Consider the following 21,626-nt stretch of genomic DNA (forward strand, 5'->3'; position numbering starts at 1 on the left):
TCCACTCATAGCATGAGGCTCATCACTACCGCGTCCTCACGCGTCCCATTCTCAGCGGGGTAATAGCTCTTGCGCTGGCCGGCACGGACAAAGCCATGGCGCTGATAGACATGCTGCGCCCGCGTATTGCTTACGCGAACTTCCAGCCATAACCAGCGCACGCCCTGCCCCCTCGCCCAGATGCTTAAGCCCTCAAGGAGAACGCGGGCCCATCCCTGGCGCTGGAAGGCCGGAGCTACGGTAATGTTGAGCAGATGAACCTCGTCGACGCCCTTCATGGCTACAAAATAACCCAGAAGCTCATTTGCTGCGAACAGGCACTGTGCCTGGTAGCCCGCATTCAGGGCATCGAGGAAGTTGCCTCGGGTCCACGGATGAAGATAAGCCGCCTGCTCCACCACCAGGACCGTGTCCACTCGTTCGGGCGTCATGGTCTCAAAGGCTGCTTGCTGTGCGCACTCTGGGGAGTCAGCGGAAAAATGGGGAACGGCGCTCATAACAGGAGTAAGACGAATTCAGGCTGTATTTACCGGTTAGCGGCAGCGCGCTCGGCCGTCGTTTGCGCCACTTTATCGCGAATGTATAACGGCAGTGCCTGATCCGCAGAAACACCCTGGCCAGCGGCCAGCAGGGCCGGCGCCAGACTGAGCAGCGCGGGAGCATTCGGAACGACTTCGATGCGGGTCAGGTTCATCAAAGGGGCCGACAGGCGATCACCATAGGCGGCCCAGATATTACCTGCCAGAACCCAGTGCTGGCCTGCGGGCAAAGCCAGTTGCTCCGGTTTGCCCACGCCGATCTCGGTGGCACAAGCCCATGCAGTGCCCTCCCAACAATAGGCGGCACTGTAAACCTCGCCCATCCGCGCGTCGAGCAACGCCAACACACGCGTGGCTCCGCTTTCCATGCGTGCCGCTTCAGCCACAGCCAATAGCGTATCTACCGGCAGCACGGGAACGCCCGTCCCCAGCCCTTGCCTGGCCCCAAAGGCGAGTCCCTGGGCTACCGAGCAGGCCGTGCGCAATCCGGTGAACGAACCGGGACCTCGTCCAAAGACTATGGCGTCCAGATCGCCCGTTCCCAGTCCGGCCTGGGCCAGCAGGTCGAGCACACAAGGAATCAAGGCGGCGGACGACTGAGCCCCGCCGGCTCCAGAATGCACCCATTCGCGATGGCCGTGCCGCACGGCAATGGAAAGCAGCTCCGTGCTGGTGTCAAATGCAAGAAGTTTCATGGCGTCGCGCCCTTGGTCATCACACTCACCGGAGTACCCAGCTCGGGCCCTTTGGCTTTGGAAGAAGCGCGTACTCCGAACAGAATGCCGATAGTGACCAGGGCCAACCCCGCCAGGAGATTCAGGCCCAAAGGCTCACCGAGCAAGAACACTGCGCCCAGGGCGGAAAGACCGGGCACCGAGGCCGTGATCATCGTCGATCGCACGGGGCCGAATTGCTTGACCATGTAGGTGAATGCGATACCGGCCATCACCACGGATCCCCCGCCCTGAAAGACCATATGAAAGATGATCTCGCCCCAGGCCACGGTTGATAAGTGGCTTGTGAGCGCGCCCAGTTGAGTCAACAGCAAAAAGACCGGGACATAAGTGCAAAAAGCGAACGCCGTGATGGCAATGGTGCCCCGAACAGCGTCCAGTTTGAACTGGCGCGCCAGGATGCTGTAGACGCCCCAACACATGGCTGCTGACATGAAAATCAGATCACCCTTCCAGACCTCCCCGCCTTGGAAAGCACGCAGCAAGCTGGCACCTCCCACCAGGAGATCGCCAGCCACAATGCACGCCAGGCCCACCAGGCGCAGCTTGGTAAAACGCTCTCCCAGCAGCAGAAAGGCCAATACGGCGGTCCAAAGTGGCAGGCTGCCCGGCATCAGCACCGAGGCATGGGCCGCCGGTGCATACACAAAGCCTGCATAACAAAGCACCGCGTAAAGCGGTCCCCCGACAAACCCCACCATCAGGGTCTGGCGCCAGGGCAGAGGGGACAGCCCCCACAGTGACGACGATGCTCTGGCTGTTGCATCACGCCGCGTGAGATAAAGCCCCCATGGCAACAGCACCACGGAAGCTCCCAGAATCCGCAGCAACCCAATATCGAACGGTGTCAGTGTGCGCGCCGCCGAGGCGCGCCCAATGATGATGAAGCCGGTCCAGATGGCAACCGTCAGCACGGCCGCCATCACACCGAGCGCTCGGGAAGAAATACGCATGCCCGAATTATCAGTGCTGTGGGTTTTTGGAGTGTGACCACGGTCTCTCCACGCCTTGCTCAAGAATCACGGCATTTGCCGCGTCGAAGTCGCAATACGCCCTAAACTTCCAGCGTGATGCTAAAAAATCTCCGTTTGACCCTCGCTGTCTGTATATGTTCTGCGGCATGGCCCCTGCAGACACTTGCCCAGACCAGCCTACCCCAGGACGGTTTGCCCGAATCCGTGATGCAGGCGCTGACCACCGCAGGCATCCCGGCAAGCAGCGTTTCCATGGTGGTGGCCCCGTTGCCCGCGCCGCCCGGTACGGTCACACACCAGGCTTCACCCTCCGTTGCAAGCGGAGAGCGCAACGCCGCACCAGCGCCGCAAGTGCTGCCACCACCTCGGCTGGCCTGGCAGGCGGATGTGCCCATGAATCCCGCCTCGGTGATGAAATTGGTCACCACCTACGCCGGCCTCGACCTCCTGGGGCCTGGTTATTTCTGGAGAACACGCGTGTTCACAGAGGGCTACATCAAGGATGGCGTACTGAACGGCGACTTACTCATCAAGGGCAGTGGCGATCCCAAGCTGGTACTGGAGCGACTGCAGGATCTGATGCGCGCCATTCAGAGCAAAGGGGTACGCGCCATCCATGGCGACATACTCCTGGACAATAGCGTGTTCCGCTTGCCCGCCCACGATGCAGCGGCCTTCGATGCCGATCCGCTGCGGCCCTATAACGTGGGGCCGGATGGCCTGCTGGTGAATTTCAAGGCCCTGATTTTCAAGTTCACCCCCGAGCCTGGAGGTCGCCGCGTACGCATTGAAAGCGAGCCCCCTATCGCCGGCGTGGAAATCCCCTCCGTAGTGCCTGCCGTCAAGGGCGCGTGTGGCGATTGGCGTACACGCCTGGGCGCACGTTTTGACGACCCTAACCGGATCACCTTTGCGGGCCGCTATCCTGCAAGCTGCGGCGAACAGAGTTGGTCCGTGGCCTATGTCGACCCTGCCAGTTATGCACCCAGAGTGATAGAAGCCATGTGGCGCGCCTCTGGCGGCCAGTTGACCGGCCGGGCGAAGATGCTCGGCCAGCCCGGCGTGGGGCAACCGCTGGTCACCGGCTTTTCATTGCCCCTGACCAGCATCATTGCGGACATCAATAAGTTCTCCAACAACGTGATGGCCCAACAGCTGTTTCTCTCTTTGTCAGTCAGTGGAAACAGTCGCGGCAGCTTTGCAGAATCGCGCAACCTGCTTCAGCGCTGGTGGCGAAACCGCTTCGGCATGCGAACGTCACCCATCGTCGAAAACGGCTCCGGCCTCTCCCGCGCAGAACGCATCACCGCCGGGTCATTGACCGCGCTATTGCAACGAGCGTCCGAAGGCCCTTCAGGCCCGGCATTTGAGCAATCGCTCAGCATCGCGGGCCTGGATGGCACCACCCGCGCCATGGCCAGCAGGAACCCGACTTCGGAGGCAATTGGCAACGCCCGCCTGAAAACCGGCACCTTGCGAGACGTAGCAGCCGTCGCTGGCTATGCGACGGGCCGGTCGGGTCAACGCTATAGCGTCGTGGGGATGATCAACCACGAGAACGCCCCTGCCGGGCGCCCTGCGCTCGACCGACTGGTGGAGTGGGCTGTGAGTGAGATGCCTTGAGATGGTCCTCAGCGCGAAGTGCAGGGTTTAGCACTTCGCCGGGACTGAGATTGCCCTGCTATTTGAAATCGACCCGGTAGATTGCGTGCCCTGATTTCAAATACAGCTCATCTTGGGGACCAATCGCCATCGCGTTCAAATTTGAACACAGTCCCTAGCTGGCGTAGCGATATTGAATCGCAGGTGCATGTACAGAGGCGGCCATCATTCGCTTGCCTTCCGTGTTGATTCACAGAAAGCGCTGGAATGGGACTTGGTGCTGAATCGTTTGGGGACTCACCAAGGCGCGTCCGTCTCTCGGCAATAAGAAAGCCGAGCAGGAGCTCGGCGGTCCCAGCGGGGTCAACGTGAGACACCAAGCTTGGCAACAAGGCTACTGACGCGCCAAGCCCGTAGTTGAGCTGTCAACGCTCTTGGTCGCTCAGTAGAGTCTGTGCACTCCGGACGCGCCGCCTACCCTCACCGGTTGGCCGGACTCGCCCTGCCCCTCCCCTAGCCGGGCGCCCGCGCGCGGGGAAAGGAAAGGGAGAGAGAGTCCAATCCGACGGCCGCGGAGCAGGCCATTCGGGAGTAGCCGCGGAGCGGGCTCTGCCCGGCCGCTGGCTGCGTCCCCCCCGGGGGGAAGGCGCGACAGCGCCTCAGGGGGGGTCAAAGTCACCAGCGCAATTTAATGCGCGTGTAAGCGTTTTCCAGGAAGCTCTCGTTCACGAACAAACGCTGCGCCGCTGGCGTGTAATACAGTTCATCGGCGAACAGGAAGCGGTTGTAATCAGCGCCTGCCAATATGGTGCCGGCAGTGCAGGTAGTTGAGCTCGGCGTGGTGCAAACGGCTCTGGTGACGTCATCGAAAGGATAGTTCGATGGCTTGCCGGCGATCAGGTTGTAGAACAAAGCTGAGTCAAGGAACAGAACCGTAGCGCCTAGATCCGCAATGTTGATAAGCAGTTGACTGTTGAACGCTGTGCACAGGTCTTCGACGCCAGTGGCCAGATTCTTGCCAAGCGCCCAAGGCGACATGCCTAGGTTATAGACACCAGCCACGACCACGTGCGTAGCGCCAGCATTCACCAGGCGCCGGACCTGCGCAGCCTGTGCAACCCCAGCCGCCCTGACCGCTTGTGTCGACGCCTCGGAAATACCCGTGGCATTGACTGTGTTCACGATATCTGCAATGCCACCAGTGACGAGCACGAGGTCATCACTCGCCATGGTGGTGCGCGCCAGCAGAGCGTCGATCTGATCAGACACGCTGGGTGCGTTGGTACCACTGGTGGTGTCTGCCGAAGCGATCATCGCATGGCCCTGCGCATAGCTGAAGCCACCGGCAGAAGCAGCCGTCAACGTCAAGCCATAGAAAGAGGCCAACTGCTGCGTCCAGAGGAGCGTGCCATCGTTGACAGAGTAGACGTAGCCTTTCTGGCCCACATCGGCAAACCCATCGCCCACGGAAAGGAAACGTTTAGGCGTGATGGCTGAGGCAACGGAGCCTGAACCGCACGCGCTCAGCGCTGCCGCCGCGACACCAGCGGAGGCAGCCGTCAAAACAGCTCGGCGTGACCAGAGGGAAGTCATCAATGATCTCCAAAAATATTGGGCATAGTTTAAGGCAACGCGGACAAAGCCCTGCCCTGCCGGACTCCTGGATGGCTAGGCCCCCTGGGAACCGTCCTTGCGGTGCAACTCAATGTGCAAAGTACAAGCTTAGGGCACTTTCGTGCCGAGAGTGTTCCGTTAAGTAAAGTTATTGCAAAAGAAGGGCTAGGCAGATGCTGCAGCGCGTGCCAGTCGGTCCTGAATACCTTCCCACTCAGGCGTATCGGGCGGCGTTTCAATCCAGATCAAGCTGACTCCGTCTTCATCGAAACCACGCAGCACCGCGAATAATTGCTGCGCTGTCGCGGCCGCATCATCGGGCATACGGCGAAGAATGATCCGTGAGGAGGCGCTTTTGAGCTCGGTTCTCGACCATACGGCCAGGTTCCTGGCATCTGATCCCAGCAGATCGAGCGCGGCACGCAATTCACCCGCCGCCATCAAACGCACGCGCGCTGCCGGTGCATAGTGGGCTGCCAGTGTCCCGGGGGCTTGAGGATCAGGGGCCGACAGCTCTTCCTTGGTCAGCACCCGAACGCCTGCAGCCCTGGCAATTTCCTGGCGCGACAGTTGGCCAGGACGCAGCACCACCGGCGCGCCGCGCGTGCAGTCGATGATGGCCGATTCGATACCAATCGTGCACGGACCACCGTCGAGCACCAACAGCGCGGGGCCAAACTCACTGGCGACGTGCGCTGCCGTAGTGGGGCTGACACGGCCGAAGCGGTTGGCACTGGGTGCAGCGACGCCAGAAATGCCCTGCTTGGCAGCGGCTTGGAGCAAAGCGTGCGCGACGGGGTGCGAAGGACAGCGCAGGCCAACACTGTCATGGCCGCCTGCGGCGACCTGCGCCACGCCTTCGCGGCGGGGCAGGATCAGGGTCAGGGGTCCAGGCCAGAAAGCATCAATCAGGCGCTGAGCAAAGCCGGGTACCTCCGAAGCAAACTCCGGCACTGCGCCTGCATCGGCCACATGCACGATCAAAGGATGGTCAGAGGGGCGACCCTTGGTCGTGAAGATCTTGGCAACGGCGTCCGGGTTGGAAGCATCCGCAGCCAGCCCGTACACGGTTTCCGTGGGAAGCCCGATCAGTTCACCGGAGGCCAAGGCTTCGACCGCCGCGTGAATCGATGGCGACAAGGTGCCGTCGAGGATCATGAAAGAGACCCCCGCATTCAGAAGGCTTCCATGCCCAACAACGCTGCTGCTTGCAGCGCACTCGCACGGACATCCGCCGCGCTGGCGCCTGTCATGGTGAGGTGGCCCATCTTCCGGCCATGCCTGGCTTCCAGCTTGCCGTACAAGTGCAAGTGCGCGCCCTCAATGGCGAGCACTTGCTCCCATGGGAGCGTACGCGAATTGCCGGACGCGTCGAACCACAGGTCGCCCAAAAGGTTGAGCATGATGGTGGCGCTGTGCTGCCGAGGAGCAGGTAGAGGCAAGCCCGTCAACGCGCGCACCTGCAATTCGAATTGGGAACAGTCGCAAGCGTCCACGGAATAGTGGCCACTGTTGTGTGGCCGAGGCGCCATTTCGTTCACGACCAGGCTGCCGTCCTGCAAGACAAAAAACTCGACGCACAGCACGCCCACGTACTGAAGATCGTTGGCGATCTGCCGAGTGGCTTGCTGCGCTCTGGAAGCCAGATCTTCGGGTAGGCTTCCCTCATAAACCTCAGTCACGGCGAGGATGCCATTTCGGTGCAGATTGCGCTGCACCGGCAGGCTGGCCACTTGCCCATCACGTCCACGCGCGACGATGACCGAGCATTCCAACGCCAGGGGAAGCAGCTTTTCCAGCACGCAAGTCACGCTGCCTGCCGCGCGCCATGCGGCGGCCAGTTCTTGCCGACTGGAAACACGTGCCTGACCCTTGCCGTCGTAGCCAAGCCGGGCTGTTTTCAAGATGCCGGGCAGCAGGTCCTCAGGGACCTTGGACAGATCTTCCTCGCTATCGATGACTGCGTAGGGAGCGGGCGCCACGCCACTGCTTTGGGCACTGCGCACAAAGTGCGCCTTCTCACGCACCCTGTCCTGCGCAATGGCCACTGCCTCAGCCGCGGGGGCCACTGGTCTTTGCAATGCCAAAGAGGCTAAAGCCTCGGCCGGCACGTTTTCAAATTCCGTGGTGATGGCGTGCGCCGAGGCATGCAATTCGGCCAATGCCGACGGATCATCGTAGTTCGCCACGATCTGACGATGGCTCACCATGCCGGCGGGGCTGGCGGGATCAGGATCCAGCACCACCGTTTCATAGCCCAGGCTCTGCGCGGCATGCACAAACATTCGGCCGAGTTGGCCGCCCCCCAACACGCCCAATAGAGCCGGTCGGCCATTGACGAGGCTTCCTGGCAGCAAGGGAAGGGAAGTGGGCATTTTTGCGGTTTCTTTAAAGGACAAACAATATCGACTGTCGGCCCGGGGGCAGCTTACAGCCGCCCGCCTTGGCCGCGCCAGGAAATTCAGGTGGGCGGCAAACTCATGGCCCGGGCATGCGCGGTCTGCTCGGCGCGGAAGGCTTCAAGGCGCTGCAGCAGCCCTGCATCCGATCCCGCCAGCATGGCCACCGCGAAAAGCGCCGCATTGGCCGCGCCCGCGGTGCCGATTGCAAAGGTAGCGACCGGAACACCCTTGGGCATCTGCACAATGGAATGCAAGGAATCGACACCTTGCAGGTGGCGGGAGGCCACAGGCACCCCCAACACCGGAACCGTTGTCTTGGCAGCGAGCATGCCTGGAAGGTGGGCTGCCCCACCTGCGCCGGCGATGATGGCTTTGAGGCCTTGACCCTGCGCAGCCTCCGCGTACGCGAACATATCGTCCGGCATGCGGTGAGCCGACAAGACCCGGGCTTCATGCGGAATATCGAACTGTTGGAGAATCTGTACGGCGTGTTGCATGGTGTCCCAGTCGCTGCTGGAACCCATCACTACCCCTACGAGCACTTGTTTGGTCATGCCTCTGGCCTTGTCATTTCAAGTGACCGATTTTACGGTTGCCGATGAAGAGATAATGTTCCCATGATTGATGTAACTGTCCAGAACTTTGAAGCCGAGGTGATCAGCGCCTCGATGACCATCCCTGTGCTGGTCGATTTCTGGGCCCCCTGGTGTGGCCCTTGCAAGACCCTGGGCCCCATCCTGGAACAGCTGGAAGTGGAGTACGCAGGCCGCTTCAAGCTGGTCAAGATCGACTCCGACCAGGAACAGCAAATCGCGGCCGCATTTGGCATTCGCAGCATTCCTACCTGCATTCTGCTGAAAAACGGCCAGCCTGTAGACGGCTTCGCTGGCGCCCTGCCACCCGCCCAGTTGCGCGCTTTTCTGGATAAACATCTTCCCAGCGAAGGTGCCGTGGCTGCCGAGGAAGAAATCAATGAGGCCGAAGCCCTGCTGGAAGCAGGAGATACAGAAGCGGCCCTGGCCAAGCTGGCTGATGCGCTCGCAGCCGACCCTGGCAACGACGACGCCCGTGCTGACTATGCACGCCTGCTGATTGCCACAGGCGGTCTGGAAGAAGCCGCTGCCACGCTGGAAGTCGCCCTCAAACGCGAACCCCGCCCCTTGCGTTTTGACGCTCTGAATCGGTGGCTGATGGCCCTTCAATTTGTTCATGCCGACCCGCGCGGTGAATGGCCATTGCCACAGTTTGACGAAGCCATCGCCCAGAACAAGCGAGATTTCGATATGCGCTTTGCGAAAGCGCAAATCCTGATGGCCGAAGGTGAATGGACGCAGGCTATGGATGAGTTGCTCGAAATCATCATGCGCGACCGCAAGTGGAGTGACGATGCGGCCCGCAAGACTTACGTGGCGATTCTGGAACTGCTGACACCACCCCCACCCAAAGGCGGGGCGCAAGCGGACGGCAAGAGCGCCGGTGGCATCGAACTTACAGGCAAATCAGCCAAGGCAGGCGCCGACCCACAAGCTGAATTGCTTTCCAGCTACAGGCGCAAACTGAGCATGGCGCTCAACTGAGGGCGCGTTAGCCTTACTGCGTGCAAGAAGGCTTTGCCGAGCTTGTGCAGGCAAAGTCAAGCGACTTCACTACCTCTTGATCACCTGCTTACGCATGTTGAGGTAGATGCCCAGGTAGTATGCAGACCCTGTTTTGAGATACTGCCCTTTGAGTGCGTCCATCACAAGGAAATGATTGAAAACCTGGCCTGTGCCATAGATCGATGCTTTGGCCTGGTCTACAGCAATCTCCGCATTCAATTTCTCCAACTCCAGGGCTAGCGACACCACACGCTCCATGATGAAAATTTTCATCTGATAGCTTTGCTTTCCCCTGTGCAAGGTACCAGCATTCAGTTTTTCAGAGAGCGGTCCGTCCCGCGCCTCACAATTCTGGAAAAGCTGGTCGGCAAGCACCCTCCATTTTTTCCAGAAGCGGTACTTGGCAACAAAATAGTTGCTGAATATGGTTCTGGTCTGATCCTGTACGAGCTGACGCAGGTCGATCCTGATTCCGACCTGGTCGAAGTATTCCTGGCTAACTTTCAAAAAACCCGCATGTACAGCGTCGCCTTGGTAAAAACTGTTGGGATACAGTGCGCTCTCGTGCAGAAAGGGCGAGAAGCTGATGACCTCAGACTTCGAATTGCTCACCCGTTCAATGACCTCCGACCCCGCCATGCGGGTTTTTTCCTGGAACCTGGGCGAAAAAAAACCAAGGTACTCTTCGTCATCGAATGTGCTGTGCAACAGGGTTTTTCGAATCGGCCAATATTCGAACCAGTCCGGTCGCTCTGAACCCGAATTATCCAGGGCAATGAACGCCGGATCGAGCTGCTGCCTCGTAACGTCGTCGTAGAAGATCTGGAATATTTTCATAAGGACGGGGTCGTCGCCAATGCCAATTTCAGATATTCCTGTACAGAAACTTCCTCCGCACGCCGCTGCTCGTCGAACTCGCCCGAAAAGCCATGCTCGGTCAGCCACCGTCCCAGGGTATGACGCAGGATCTTACGCCGCTGGCTGAACGCCACTTGTACCAGTTCTGAGAGATGGTCCGCATTGAGGGGTGCAAAATCGGTACGGGGCAGCATACGTACCACGGCACTGTCCACGCGAGGAGGTGGATCAAACGCCTCCGGCGGCACATGCAGAACATTTTCCATCGCATAGCGCCACTGAAGCATCACGGACAGGCGGCCATAGTCCGAGGTGGAAGGTTGGGCCACCATGCGGTCAATGACTTCCTTTTGCAGCATGAAATGCTGGTCTTCGATGCGTTCGGCAAACGGCATCAGATGAAAAAGGATGGGGCTGGAAATGTTGTAGGGCAGGTTTCCGGCCACCCTTATCTTGGCGCTTCCCAAACTATCCGCGACTTGGGAGAAATTCACTTTCAACACATCCGACTCGATGACATCTAGCATCGGATGTGTGCGCAACTTGACCGCCAGATCGCGGTCCAGCTCTATGACCGTGAGCCTGCCCAGGCGCTCCGCCAATGGCTGTGTCAGTGCGGCCAGCCCGGGCCCGATCTCAACCATGGGTTGAGCGGGTTTGGGATCGATGGCGCGCACGATGGCATCAATGATCGCCGAGTCGGTCAAAAAGTGTTGGCCGAAGCGCTTGCGGGGAATATGTTTCATGGTGCTGGTCACGAAGAGGGCGGCGTCCTGAGGGCGCCGGGGCCTTGCAAGATCATCCAGAGGTATTGGAGGAACAGCACTGGCTCCCTTGCGCGACGCTCTGCACTCTGCGCTCAGGGGATGCCATCTACTCAGCGCGGGGGTTCGCGGTACTCTACGTAGGCCCGGGTGCGTACTTCGCTGGCCCAGGTCTCAAAGGCTTCCTGCGCTTTGCGCTCGCGCAGCATGTTGCGTGCTAGCTGGCGCTGTTCAGCGGGCGTCAATGATTGTTCTCTACGTCCGTCCACCTTGATCAGGTGGACGCCAAACCGGGACACCAATGGATCGCTGATTTGCCCGTTATCCAGGTTGTTCATCGTCTGCTCGAATTCCGGCACAAACTGGCCTGGACTGGACCACCCCAGATCGCCCCCCTCTTTGGCGCTCGCATCTTGCGAGTATTCACGTGCCAACGCCTCGAAAGTGCTTTGGCCGGACTGAATACGGCGTTTGAAATCTGCAAGCCTGTCGATCGCGACCCGTTCGCTTTGGGAAGGTCCCACACGAAGCAGGATGTGGCTCGCATGGGTCTGCGGAATCTTCACATCGGGCAATTCACCGCCCTGTTTGCGTTCGAGCAGCTTGAGAATGTGCCAGCCTGCGTCTGATTTGACTGGCGCACCGACTTCGCCTATCTTCAACCGGCGGGTACTTTGCACGAACAATTCTGGATAGCGATCAGCTGGGCGCAAGCCTAGCACGCCGCCATCTTGCCCTCGGTTGTTGGCATCGGAAAACTCTTGCGCCAACTTGGCGAAATCTTCGCCAGCCCGGGCGCGCCTGCCCACTTCCTGCGCCCGAGTCTCCAGACGAGCACGTTCTTCTGCAGAAGCGCCCTCGGGCACAGACACAAGAATCATGGCCAGGTTGATTTCCTGATCGCCTGGCTTGGCACCCGTCCTTTCACGAATGAAGGCGTCCACGTCGGGGTCGGTAATTTTCAGTTTGGGCTCGATTTCGCGTTCGCGCAGCCGCGCCAGCAATACCTGGTTGCGCACGTCTTCACGGAAGTCCTTCAGGTTAAGGCCTTCTTGCTGCACACGCTGATGAAGCTGCTCTATGCTTGTCAATTGGTTCTGACGCGCAATGGTCAACTCGGCTTGCACAAGCGAGGCTTCGTCTACCTTCAAGCCCGACTCCCTGGCGTACTGCAGCTGCGCACGTTCAGAAATCAGCCGCTCCAGCATTTCCCGGCGCAACTCGCCCTCAGGAAGAGGACGCATATTGCGTTCGGCCATTTGCTTTTCAGCACGTGCCATGCGCACACGCACCTCGCTGTTGGTGACTGGCTCGGTGTTGACGATGGCCACAATGTAGTCAGCCTCTACCTGGCGAGCCGCCGAAGGGGAGGCTGGCCGTGTGGTCTGCCCAGCAGCAGGGGCCGGCATGGAAAATGACGGTTTGCTGGGAGTCGGTGGTACAGGTGCAGCAGGTACCGCTGGCGCAGGAGCCGGCGCAGGAGCAGCCTTCCTGGCTGGCGCCTTCGAAGGCTGCTGCTTTTTCTGGGTGGCGGCTGGCTTGCGCGAACTCGCGGGCTTCTTGGCAGCCGGCGCAGCGGACGCTGCCTTGGCGGGGGCGGTCTGGCTATGGACAGGGGAAGACAACAACGCGCACAGCGCTGCAGCCGCTGCAAGAGCGCCAGCCCGGGAACTGTTGGAAAGCTTAGTCATATTGCGTAAACCGGCTGGGTGAAGTGATTTCTTCGCGCAGATATTGATAGCGCGGAATGTTGTTGTGCAAAGTGCGCAAAGGATTGCTGCCAACGCGTGAGAACCCGACAAACTCCAGCTGGAACATGATCCGCTTGGTGGACGAGGAAATACTGCTTTGCAGTTTTTCCACCACCACTCGGCCAATCCAGCATCCGGCATCGTATTCGATGCCGAGCACGCCGTCGACCAGTGCACGGTCCGGTATGCTGTAGTTCAGCCTGCCAACGCTGTACCAGCGTCCCGCGCCCTGACCTTGGCCACGGCCAAGATTCTGGCCGCGGTCGCCCCATAGATCGTTCAGTGGCCACTGCCAGCCGAGGTCAAGTTGCTGAGAACCCAGGTCGCGTTCGCGCCGATAGGCCAGACTGACCGTACGGTAGTCCCCTGGGGAGTAGCGTACGCCGAGCGTGGTGCGAGTGGAGTTGCCAGCTTTAATGTTGTACTGCGCTACAGAGTCGAACGCCCAGGTCGGGCTCCAGTTGATCGACGCTCCCAGCATGACGTCCGAAAGCCCCTTGTCCGCCGGTGTCCGGCCAGGCAGGGTCACTTGTTGGGGCACGAAACGATAGCGCTGCGCGATACCCAGTCGGACCACCTCTGCACCGGTGTCTGGATCAAGCAAGCGGCTGGTCAACCCAAAGGTGACCAGATTGTTGTCGACGATCCGGTCATGGCCGGCAAAGGCATTTTCTGACCAGATGGTCGCGAAGTTGAAGTCATAGGCGCCCGCGTCATAGTTGGGCAGAATGTTCTGGTTGCGGTACGGCGTGTAGACGTACTTCAGCCGCGGCTCCAGCGTCTGCAGGAAGCCGCGTCCAAAATAACGGGCATTGCGCTCGAACACAAGCCCACCATCCAGGCTGGCGGTGGGAACCAGGCGGTTATGGGAAGTTTGGCCGCCGGCCAGCGCACGGTCGAACTGGTAGCTACTGGCGTGCAGCTGCATCTTGGGCGTCACGAAACCCCAAGGACGCAGCCAGGGCCTGGAAATTTCACCAAACACCACTCCGCGGTCCGCATTGGGCTGGTTGGTCAGGGCCGAGTCGGCCCGGAAGCGAGTGAAGTCCCCTTCCATCCGGTAGTCAAAGCCACCGTTGGCGTTGTTACGGCCCCAGCGGCCGGTAATTTGTGGCAATCGGTCGTAAGGAGGCACGATGGGGGAAGTGACGTCCTGCAGGGTTTGCCATTTCAGCACCCTTGCAGTCATCGAAAAATCACCTCGAGCCCAGTTCACCGCGGCATCATTGCTGAGCAAGCGGGTCGTCAGCGAAAGACCGCTGCGGCTGAAATCCCGCCAATAGTTGTCATCGCTCACACGATTGAGGTTCAGGCCAAAACCCAGTTGACCAATGGCGTCAATGCCGGTGTTAATGGTGCCGTCGTGACGACCAAAAAAGCCCCAGCGCGACTCGCCGCGCAGCTTGTCGTTGGGCATGTAGTTGGCATTGATGCGCCCGTTATAGTCGTTCTCCAGGTACCGGAATTCCCCGGCCAGATCCACGCCGCGGCGGAGCATGGCGGTGGGAATCAGGGTGGCATCCCGATTGGGTGCGATGTTCCAGTAGTAGGGCACCGAAAGAATCAAGCCTGAAGTGCTGTCCAGGCCTATGGCCGGGGGCAGCCAACCTGATTTGCGACGATCACTCAGCGGAAAGCTCATGGACGGAAGCGGCACCGGGACGCCCTTGAATTCGAGCACCGCACCTTCTGCCTCGCCCACCTGCTCTTCCTGATCCACACGCATCTGCGACGCGCGAAGCAGCCACGCGGGCATCCAGTCTGGGCCATCCCTGCGGCATGTGGTGTAGGTGGCGTTTCGGATAACGGCGCGATCCTCGTCCAGAAAATCTATGCGTTCAGCCTGGCCTTGCGCGCCATTGGAAAGAAACTCATAGGTCGGTTGCTGTATGGAACCTTCAAATGCATCGACCTGCAATTCACCTTCTGTGCCCGTGTAACGATTGCCTGCCGAATTGACCTGCACATTGCCCTTGATGGTGGCCCTGTCAGTGCCCTGGTCATAGGTGATACGGTCGCCCTTGACCGTCATGCCGGGTCGTCGCAGCTCTGCGTCGCCCTCAATCACCGTCTCGAGTTCTGTGCGCCCCGTCATCCTTTCGCCTCGCATCAAAGTGGGCGCTTGCGGCGTCTCAGGCAGTTGCTCTTCCAGGACCTGAGAATCCCGCAAAGGCAGCGGCTGGCCGGGCTGGGCCCACACAGGACCTCCCAGTAAAGCCAGCACCGCTAGATGAAGTGCACGTGGACGCACGACGACGTGCTGTTTCAAAGACCGTGGCATGAGCGGCTAGGTGGTCGACGGTAAAAATTGGAACGCATCCAGCACAATGGAACGCTTGCGAACGAAACTACCAGCGCAGGATAGCCCCGGGCACGGCAAGATTTGTAGAATTGATTATCCATGAACGATTCAACTGCATTTTCTGCTCCACCCGAGCCTTCAGTTACAAACGCGGCCGCAGACGGCCGGCCGCCTGCGAAAGCCTCGCAGTTGTGGGTAGACCCGGAAAGAGAGCGAGCGTTCAATACTTGGCTCGCCGGCATTGCGCCCACCCACCAGCTCATTGCACATACTCTACGTGAAGCGTCGGCTGATGCCGGTTTCCGGCGGTATCTGCGAATCGACACTCAGGATGGTACGAGCCGCATCATTATGGACGCCCCTCCGGCTCTGGAGAACTGTGAGCCCTTCGTCAGGATCGCGGCACTGACCAAAAAGGCAGGCCTGCGCAGCCCGGAAGTGCTGGATTGGAACCAGGCTGATGGGTTCATACTCCTGTCTGATCTGGGTAACAAGACTTTGTTGGAAACACTGGAGCGGCCTGATCCCCAGATTGCACGTGACTTCTACGTGCAAGCCGTTGATGCCTTGATCTCATGGCAATTGGCCTCCCAGCCCGGCGTGCTGCCCGAGTATGACGAGCCGGTTTTGCGAGAAGAACTGGAGTCCTTTCCCGATTGGTACATCTCGCGCCATCGCAACCTGACGCTGAGCCCCGCGCAAAAAGCAGTGCTGGATACCACGTTTGACCTTATTGTTGCTAACAATCTGGCAGCGCCAAAGGTCTACGTGCATCGCGACTTCATGCCTCGCAATCTGATGCCTTCCGCCTCTGGTGAACCCATCGGAGTATTGGACTTTCAAGACGCACTGTACGGCCCCATCACGTATGACATCGCCAGCTTGATGCGCGATGCCTTTCTGAGCTGGGACGAGGAGTTTGTGCTCGACATCACTGTGCGATATTGGGAACGCGCCAGGAAAGTTGGCCTGATGGATTTTGAAGACTGGTCCAGCAACTTCGGTAGTTTCTGGCGCTCTGTCGAGTGGATGGGACTGCAACGCCACATCAAGGTTGCAGGACGATTTGCCCGCCTGAGCCTGCGGGATTCCAAGCCAAAGTACCTTGCGGACGCACCTCGTTTCATATCCTACATTCGACATACGGCAGGCAGATACCGCGAATTGACGCCTTTGCTTCGCTTGGTGGATGACATCGAAGGGTCCTCCCAGGCCAGCGGTTGGGCGTTTGGACGTGTGTAAGGGCAAGAGCCACTCCTAGGACGGCGTTGGCCTCCTAGTCGTTTAGGCCTTCCATCTCTCCGGCTGTAAGGGACCTGCCGTGCCCACGCACGGCTGCAGGGCCATCTGCTGTGCTCGGTTCCAGATCCGGCGCGAACGTTATGTACTGGCCAGGTGGCCTTTAGTCACAGCAAAGCCACATTCCCGATTGAAAATAATTACTTTATATAATTATTTTTGATTAGCATCTGCGTGCCTGATGGTGTGCCAGGAGTTGTATGAGCACATGTTCCGAACAATCTTCTCAATCGGTCTCAAGGTCGGGCGCTCCCGTGATTGGCGCACTGATGTTCGAGAATTTCGCATGCACGTTGGCGGTCATGTCGTTCGTCGGATTGCTGGGGCCTGTCGCCCAGGGACTTGGTCTTGCTCCTTGGCAGGTTGGCCTTGCCGCCACCATTGGTGGGTTAACCTGGGTGGTCCTTGCGCGGCCCTGGGGCGCCGCCAGCGATAGATTGGGGCGTCGGCCCATCCTGTTGCAAGGACTCGCTGGCTTCGCGCTCTCCCATTTTTTGATGTGCCTGTTTGTCGTGCTGGCACTGAAGTATTCGCTGCCCGTTTGGGCGTCGTTTCTCGGACTACTGATCCTGCGCGGCGCCGCCGGGGCCTTTTACGCGGCAGTTCCGACCACCGGGGCCGCACTCATCGCTGATTTGGTGCCTCCAATGAACCGGGCCGGGACGCTGGGAAAACTGGGGGCAGCTGGAGCCGTCGGGATGGTTCTAGGCCCCGGTCTTGCGGGGATATTGGCGTCCTACAGCTTGACCCTGCCCCTGATGATCACCACGGTACTTCCGCTTCTGTCGCTCGCAGTTCTGTGGCGCTGGCTGCCCAGCGCAGCGCCGTCGTCCGACTCGAATACCACACCACTGAAAATGACAGACCAGCGATTGCGTGGCCCGATGACAGTGGCGTTCATCGCGATTTTCAGTCTGACGGTGTCGCAGATCGTGGCAGGTTTTTTCGCGCTCGACCGGTTAGGCCTGGACCCCGCCTCGGGAGCGAAAACAGCCGGCGTCTCATTGACCTTGTCCGGGTTGGCGATGATTCTCGCTCAGATGTCGGTGCGCAGACTGGGCTGGTCGTCTATGCGATTGATTGCTCTCGGGGGCTTGCTTGCAGCAGGGGGATTTCTTTCTGTGCTGCTTGCCGATACGGCTATAGCCTTGTGGGCAGGCTATTTTGTTGCGGCGTTGGGCCTGGGATGGATGTTGCCTGCCGCGGCAGCCCAGGCAGCGAACGCCGTCAGCCCGGTTGAGCAAGGATCCGCTGCAGGCACGATAGGCGCAGCTTCGGGACTCGCCATCATGGCAGCACCCTTTATTGGTACCGTGGCCTACGACATCGACCCTCGCGCGCCTTATGCGCTGATTGCCGCCCTGCTTTGCACAGGGATTTGGCTTGGCCGTTCCAGATCGTAAAGGCTGGAGAGGACGGATAAGAAGGCAAGTTTTGCATCTGCCCTTGATGAGGACTATTGCAAGGCGCCCCCCATCATTCTCCCCGTTGTTGTGCATATCCGCGAAGGAATATGGACCTGGCGATCCGGAAATGCTCAGTAGAAGCTCGTCGAAAGTCTTCAATGCACCAGAACTGTCCTCTTGCATACAGGGGTGCCTGAATATCTACGCTTGTAATGCCGATCATCCACGCGGACTTTGTACTTAATGACGTTAATAGGTCAGAGATAGCAGTGGCGATCCTTCGGCTTTCCGAGCAATCACGACGGGATGCGGGACCGCACAATTGCACGGGGATGATGGCAAGCTTACGTATATCTACGTAGAAACTTTCATGTTCAAGATGCTGCCCACGCAATCGATGGCCATGAGCATCTATTCAGTGCCAACCAAGCTTAATCGTTAAACGGCGAAGGCGCGTGATTTAGACAATCGAATTGACCAACTCCGCACCTTTGAGTAAGTAAACGTCATAACGGACTGATGGGAACGGCATGTTCGTGACATATTTTTTACTCAGATTCTTACCAATCGTTGTATGTGAGTACTTACGTAGTATGCATGGAACTTTTGGGGTGAAAGTCCGGTTCTGGCACGAAATCTGCTGAACTTTGGTTCTCGTTGTGAGACGATTTTTCATCATTTTGTAGTGAGTTGGACATACCATGTCCACACCATCATGTAAAACTGTGCTTTCAAAAACCATTGACAAGCAAATGATGTTTCAGGATCTTGCAGCGCTTTGTAGTGCTTTTATTAGAGAATGAATCAATTATTTACATGAATAAAAGTAATGGCAATGCGTCCTCTTGTGAGGACATTTCATGAAAAACTCATCAACCTTTTCCTACCGGGAAGAAACTAGTTCGATTGAATGGATTTGCTACCCACGAGCCGTTCTACGTCCGTTTTCTTGAAATCAAAGTTTCTGGCGTTGAATTCAGCTTCTTCTTTTAAACCGTTTTATTCTTTGAGCATTTAACTATATACATTGAATTCTATTAAATTCAGCCAATTTGAGGTTTAAATGGGCAAAATACTTAAGAGGTTTGATCGCATTTGCATTCGCGAATGGAGTATTTCGGATTCCATACAATATTCAGGTATTGTCGGGGATCCATCGGTTATGAAATATATCGGAAATGGTTCGACGCGTGGGATTGAAATTGCCGAGAAAGAGATTCTTGGATTTCAGGCAGAAAACGCACGAGAAGGCTGGTCACGGTGGGCAGTAAGCCTGGATGACAACGGACCCCTGATAGGCTATGCCGGCTTCTCACGCAAGTTCTATGGAATCGATTTCGGAATGAGATTCGCGAGGCCCTATTGGGGTCATCCGGCGACCTACATTTCATGCTGCCTTGCGCTGGAGCATGGCTTCGAGGAAGCAGGGCTTTCGGAGATCTGCACGATGACCCATCCTGACCATACCCGCGGATTGGCGTTCATGAAGAAATTGTTCAGCATGAAGCCCATAGACGAAGAGAACGAGTTGGGGAGGTTTCAGATGTATGTCGTCTCGAGGCAGCAATACCTCAAGAGTGAGATGAACAAGAACCGAAAGCGTATGCAGGAAGTGCTGGAGATTCCAGAGGTCCTCTTTGACGCTTCACCACGCCTGCAGCTTGCTGCGTAGCGCCCCAGCCCGCTTCTGTTCCGTCAACGTTGTTTGGTGACTTCAATGAAAAATTGCGATCCTCCCGCAAATCCCCTGGCGTCGGTTGCAGGCTTATGCGACATCGAAACATGGCGAAATAGATCCTGGTACTGGTACGCCTACTTGCCTTTTGGAGTCTTGCTCCTGGCGCTGCGACTCGCTGTCATATTCATTTTTTACGGCCTTTCATTCATTACTCCTGCTCGTGTCGCGCCGTCTCTCTACAAGCTGGAGCTTAAATTACTGGGCTTGAAGATAGAGGCGAATGGTTCGCGCGAGTGGATAGCAAAATACACCGATGGTTGCGTCGTCGCGGCCAATCACATTTCTCACCTAGACGCCCTGGTCACACTTTCGCTGCCCAACGTGACTGCGTTGTTCGGGCATCCGTTCAGCTCCATGCATACGTTCATCCGGATCCTCTATGTGTCCGCCTTGGAGCTTTCGCAAGCTGGCCAGTGGCATGTGCCGGACAGAAGGGCATTGGTTACACGCATACAGCAATGGAGGAGCAATCCATCGGGAACAACGCTCTATACGACGCCTGAGATGACGCTTAGCAATCAACGGGGCCTGTTCAAGTTCAACTCCGCTTTTTTGTCGTTTGACCTTCCGGTTATCCCGATGGCGCTAAGGGTTGAGAGCCACTTTGGTCTTAATTTGAACCCCATCAATTCGTCGGGCATATCCAATATATTGAGGATGCTGATGATGCCCCGGACGGTGTTTCAGTTCACGTATCTGGAGAAAACAGAAAGAGCGCAAGGGGAGTCGAAGGATGAGTTCGCCCGTCGGGTTCAAACCACGATCGCGAACAAGCTCCGCGTACCTGCCACCGAGTGGACCGTTGCCGATAAGCACGCCTACAGGAAGCAACTAGCAGAAGCACAAGTTGGTTAGGATCACCATGAGCGTACAAACCCAGCCAACAACCCCAGTCGCCAATGTAATTTTTGACTTTGACTTGACTGTCTTTCCTCAAGAAAGCACCCTTGGCCTGGCCCTGTTTGCAATCGACGGTGATGAACAGTTGACTCGCTTTGTCAGGAGCTTTGGCCAGAAAACGACTTCCTTGCGCGGCAGGTTGAGCCACTTATCCAACTACCTGAAACTGGTTGCAAAGATAAACCGGCGCAACGTGCGGGACTTCATCGATGTCTCAAGGCGAAAGATAGACCCCTGCTTCCCTGAATTGTTTGCGGATCTTCGCTCCAAGAACGTGCGCGTGTACTTCATTTCAAGCGGCTATTCGGAGGTGATATCTCCTTTGCTTGGGGATCTCGGCATTCCTGGTGAGGACATCCGTTCGAACAGCTTCTTTTGGTTCAATGGACACGCGGTTTGTCCCAAGCCCTCAGTGCTCCATCAACCTATGGGGAAGGTAGATATCGTCAGGCGTTGGAGGACTTCCGGTCATCTTAAAGGGCCTATCGTCATGGTCGGGGACGGGCAGGCTGATCGCAATGTTTACGCGTCGGGCCTGGTGGAGGGGTATGTCCAGGCTAGCTATTACTTGAAAGACTGCGGTTTCAAGACGGACGGTAATTTTCATGTCTCTCACGAGCTTTCCTCATTGAAGACTGACTTGTTCGGGTTGCTTGAGAAGGTGCAGGCTTCTTGAGGGACCTGGGTCGGTCGAATTTTTTAGCGCTCACTCGTTCTTGCCGAGCTGTGTGCCGGTTATGGGGGCCTCCTAGCTAAGGGTCCCTTCTGCCGGGCGGCTCGGCCGGCCGCTCCTGCATCCGGGCGGGGCACACCTCCCCGATCAACTAGGCAGGGTGCATCATCGGGGATTGTTCCTTTGAGTGTCACCCATGTGTTGGTACGCTTTTGCAGGGGTCGGGGGACAAGGTCGCTAGATAGTCTTCCGGGTCTGTGGGGGTAGCGACCGCTCGGAGACTGTTATCACTCTTTTGTGTGGATCGGCAGCCGTTGTCTCGCGTCGTTAGGCTAGCTCTCACTGGTTGCCGGGCCCTCACCGGTTGGCCGGCCTCGCCCCGCTCTCTCCCGCCTGCGGGAGAGGGAGTAAGTCGGGTGCTTGGCTACACGCTTTTATTTTTTCCGGGCCTGTGGGCTTTCGACCGTCCGAA

Annotated in this window: 19 protein-coding genes; 8 read left to right on the forward strand and 11 right to left on the reverse strand. The window is 58.1% G+C overall.

Annotation, left to right across the window (positions count from 1 at the left end; translation table 11 throughout):
* Positions 1-5: 5 nt before the first annotated feature.
* From rimI to ABIE13_RS17035, 3 genes are read right to left on the reverse strand one after another with little or no spacing between them, the layout of a single operon-like run.
* Complete coding sequence (gene rimI / locus ABIE13_RS17025; protein ID WP_354445560.1) at positions 6-497, reverse strand: ribosomal protein S18-alanine N-acetyltransferase; 492 nt, start codon at positions 495-497, stop codon at positions 6-8.
* Positions 498-526: 29 nt separating this feature from the next.
* Entirely contained in the window at positions 527-1,234 is a 708-nt protein-coding gene (tsaB, locus tag ABIE13_RS17030) for a tRNA (adenosine(37)-N6)-threonylcarbamoyltransferase complex dimerization subunit type 1 TsaB (protein WP_354445562.1), read from the reverse strand.
* Positions 1,231-2,226: a DMT family transporter gene (locus ABIE13_RS17035; protein WP_354445564.1), complete on the reverse strand. Its 996-nt coding sequence runs from the start codon at positions 2,224-2,226 to the stop codon at positions 1,231-1,233. Before ABIE13_RS17035 ends, tsaB begins: the two co-directional genes overlap by 4 nt.
* 135 nt (positions 2,227-2,361) lie before the next feature.
* On the opposite strand from ABIE13_RS17035, the gene dacB reads away from it, so the two are divergent.
* Positions 2,362-3,870 (forward strand): D-alanyl-D-alanine carboxypeptidase/D-alanyl-D-alanine endopeptidase, encoded by a 1,509-nt coding sequence (gene dacB / locus ABIE13_RS17040; protein ID WP_354445566.1) that lies wholly within the window; start codon positions 2,362-2,364, stop codon positions 3,868-3,870.
* Between the two features lie 654 nt (positions 3,871-4,524).
* On the opposite strand, the gene ABIE13_RS17045 is transcribed toward dacB, so the two are convergent.
* The 4 genes from ABIE13_RS17045 to purE all read right to left on the reverse strand — a co-directional run bounded on the left by ABIE13_RS17045 (position 4,525) and on the right by purE (position 8,419).
* The gene (locus ABIE13_RS17045; RefSeq protein ID WP_354445568.1) at positions 4,525-5,442 is read right to left on the reverse strand and encodes a GDSL family lipase; all 918 of its coding nucleotides are present in this window, start codon (positions 5,440-5,442) and stop codon (positions 4,525-4,527) included.
* Between the two features lie 186 nt (positions 5,443-5,628).
* Positions 5,629-6,621: an L-threonylcarbamoyladenylate synthase gene (locus tag ABIE13_RS17050; RefSeq protein WP_354445570.1), complete on the reverse strand. Its 993-nt coding sequence runs from the start codon at positions 6,619-6,621 to the stop codon at positions 5,629-5,631.
* Between the two features lie 17 nt (positions 6,622-6,638).
* A complete protein-coding gene (locus ABIE13_RS17055; RefSeq protein WP_354445574.1) occupies positions 6,639-7,838 on the reverse strand; it encodes a 5-(carboxyamino)imidazole ribonucleotide synthase in 1,200 nt (399 codons plus the stop codon).
* 86 nt (positions 7,839-7,924) lie between these two features.
* Positions 7,925-8,419, reverse strand: a complete 495-nt coding sequence (gene purE / locus ABIE13_RS17060; RefSeq protein WP_354445576.1) for a 5-(carboxyamino)imidazole ribonucleotide mutase — start codon at positions 8,417-8,419, stop codon at positions 7,925-7,927.
* Between the two features lie 63 nt (positions 8,420-8,482).
* Here purE and trxA point away from each other — a divergent pair, with 63 nt between their 5' ends.
* Positions 8,483-9,442, forward strand: a complete 960-nt coding sequence (gene trxA, locus ABIE13_RS17065; protein ID WP_354445578.1) for a thioredoxin — start codon at positions 8,483-8,485, stop codon at positions 9,440-9,442.
* A gap of 69 nt (positions 9,443-9,511) precedes the next feature.
* Here trxA and ABIE13_RS17070 read toward each other — a convergent pair whose 3' ends face one another.
* The 3 genes from ABIE13_RS17070 to ABIE13_RS17080 form a co-directional block, all read right to left on the reverse strand.
* The gene (locus ABIE13_RS17070) at positions 9,512-10,408 is read right to left on the reverse strand and encodes a hypothetical protein (RefSeq protein ID WP_354445580.1); all 897 of its coding nucleotides are present in this window, start codon (positions 10,406-10,408) and stop codon (positions 9,512-9,514) included.
* Positions 10,297-11,067 carry a 16S rRNA (adenine(1518)-N(6)/adenine(1519)-N(6))-dimethyltransferase RsmA gene (gene rsmA, locus ABIE13_RS17075; RefSeq protein WP_354445582.1) on the reverse strand — a complete coding sequence of 257 codons (771 nt, stop codon included), beginning with the start codon at positions 11,065-11,067 and terminating at the stop codon, positions 10,297-10,299. Before rsmA ends, ABIE13_RS17070 begins: the two co-directional genes overlap by 112 nt.
* Before the next feature lie 131 nt (positions 11,068-11,198).
* Positions 11,199-12,494 (reverse strand): peptidylprolyl isomerase, encoded by a 1,296-nt coding sequence (locus tag ABIE13_RS17080; protein ID WP_354445584.1) that lies wholly within the window; start codon positions 12,492-12,494, stop codon positions 11,199-11,201.
* On the opposite strand from ABIE13_RS17080, the gene ABIE13_RS17085 reads away from it, so the two are divergent.
* Positions 12,493-12,798 (forward strand): hypothetical protein, encoded by a 306-nt coding sequence (locus ABIE13_RS17085; RefSeq protein ID WP_354445586.1) that lies wholly within the window; start codon positions 12,493-12,495, stop codon positions 12,796-12,798. The two genes, ABIE13_RS17080 and ABIE13_RS17085, sit on opposite strands and share 2 nt — an antisense overlap.
* On the opposite strand, the gene ABIE13_RS17090 is transcribed toward ABIE13_RS17085, so the two are convergent.
* On the reverse strand, positions 12,769-15,117 hold the full coding sequence (locus ABIE13_RS17090; protein ID WP_354445588.1) for an LPS-assembly protein LptD: 2,349 nt from the start codon (positions 15,115-15,117) through the stop codon (positions 12,769-12,771). The two genes, ABIE13_RS17085 and ABIE13_RS17090, sit on opposite strands and share 30 nt — an antisense overlap.
* A 120-nt stretch (positions 15,118-15,237) precedes the next feature.
* Between ABIE13_RS17090 and ABIE13_RS17095 the strand changes: the two genes are divergently transcribed.
* The 5 genes from ABIE13_RS17095 (at position 15,238) to ABIE13_RS17115 (ending at position 21,157) form a co-directional block, all read left to right on the forward strand.
* Positions 15,238-16,380 carry an aminoglycoside phosphotransferase family protein gene (locus ABIE13_RS17095; RefSeq protein WP_354445590.1) on the forward strand — a complete coding sequence of 381 codons (1,143 nt, stop codon included), beginning with the start codon at positions 15,238-15,240 and terminating at the stop codon, positions 16,378-16,380.
* A gap of 257 nt (positions 16,381-16,637) precedes the next feature.
* Entirely contained in the window at positions 16,638-17,840 is a 1,203-nt protein-coding gene (locus ABIE13_RS17100; protein ID WP_354445592.1) for an MFS transporter, read from the forward strand.
* 1,066 nt (positions 17,841-18,906) lie between these two features.
* Complete coding sequence (locus ABIE13_RS17105) at positions 18,907-19,515, forward strand: GNAT family N-acetyltransferase (protein WP_354445594.1); 609 nt, start codon at positions 18,907-18,909, stop codon at positions 19,513-19,515.
* A 45-nt stretch (positions 19,516-19,560) separates the two neighbouring features.
* Positions 19,561-20,436 (forward strand): hypothetical protein, encoded by an 876-nt coding sequence (locus ABIE13_RS17110; protein ID WP_354445596.1) that lies wholly within the window; start codon positions 19,561-19,563, stop codon positions 20,434-20,436.
* A 7-nt stretch (positions 20,437-20,443) separates the two neighbouring features.
* Positions 20,444-21,157, forward strand: coding sequence for an HAD-IB family phosphatase (locus tag ABIE13_RS17115; protein WP_354445597.1), 714 nt, complete (start codon positions 20,444-20,446; stop codon positions 21,155-21,157).
* Positions 21,158-21,626: the final 469 nt, after the last annotated feature.

Origin of the sequence: Ottowia thiooxydans, assembly GCF_040548795.1 — a bacterium.
GTDB classification, from domain to species: Bacteria; Pseudomonadota; Gammaproteobacteria; order Burkholderiales; family Burkholderiaceae_C; genus Ottowia; species Ottowia thiooxydans_A.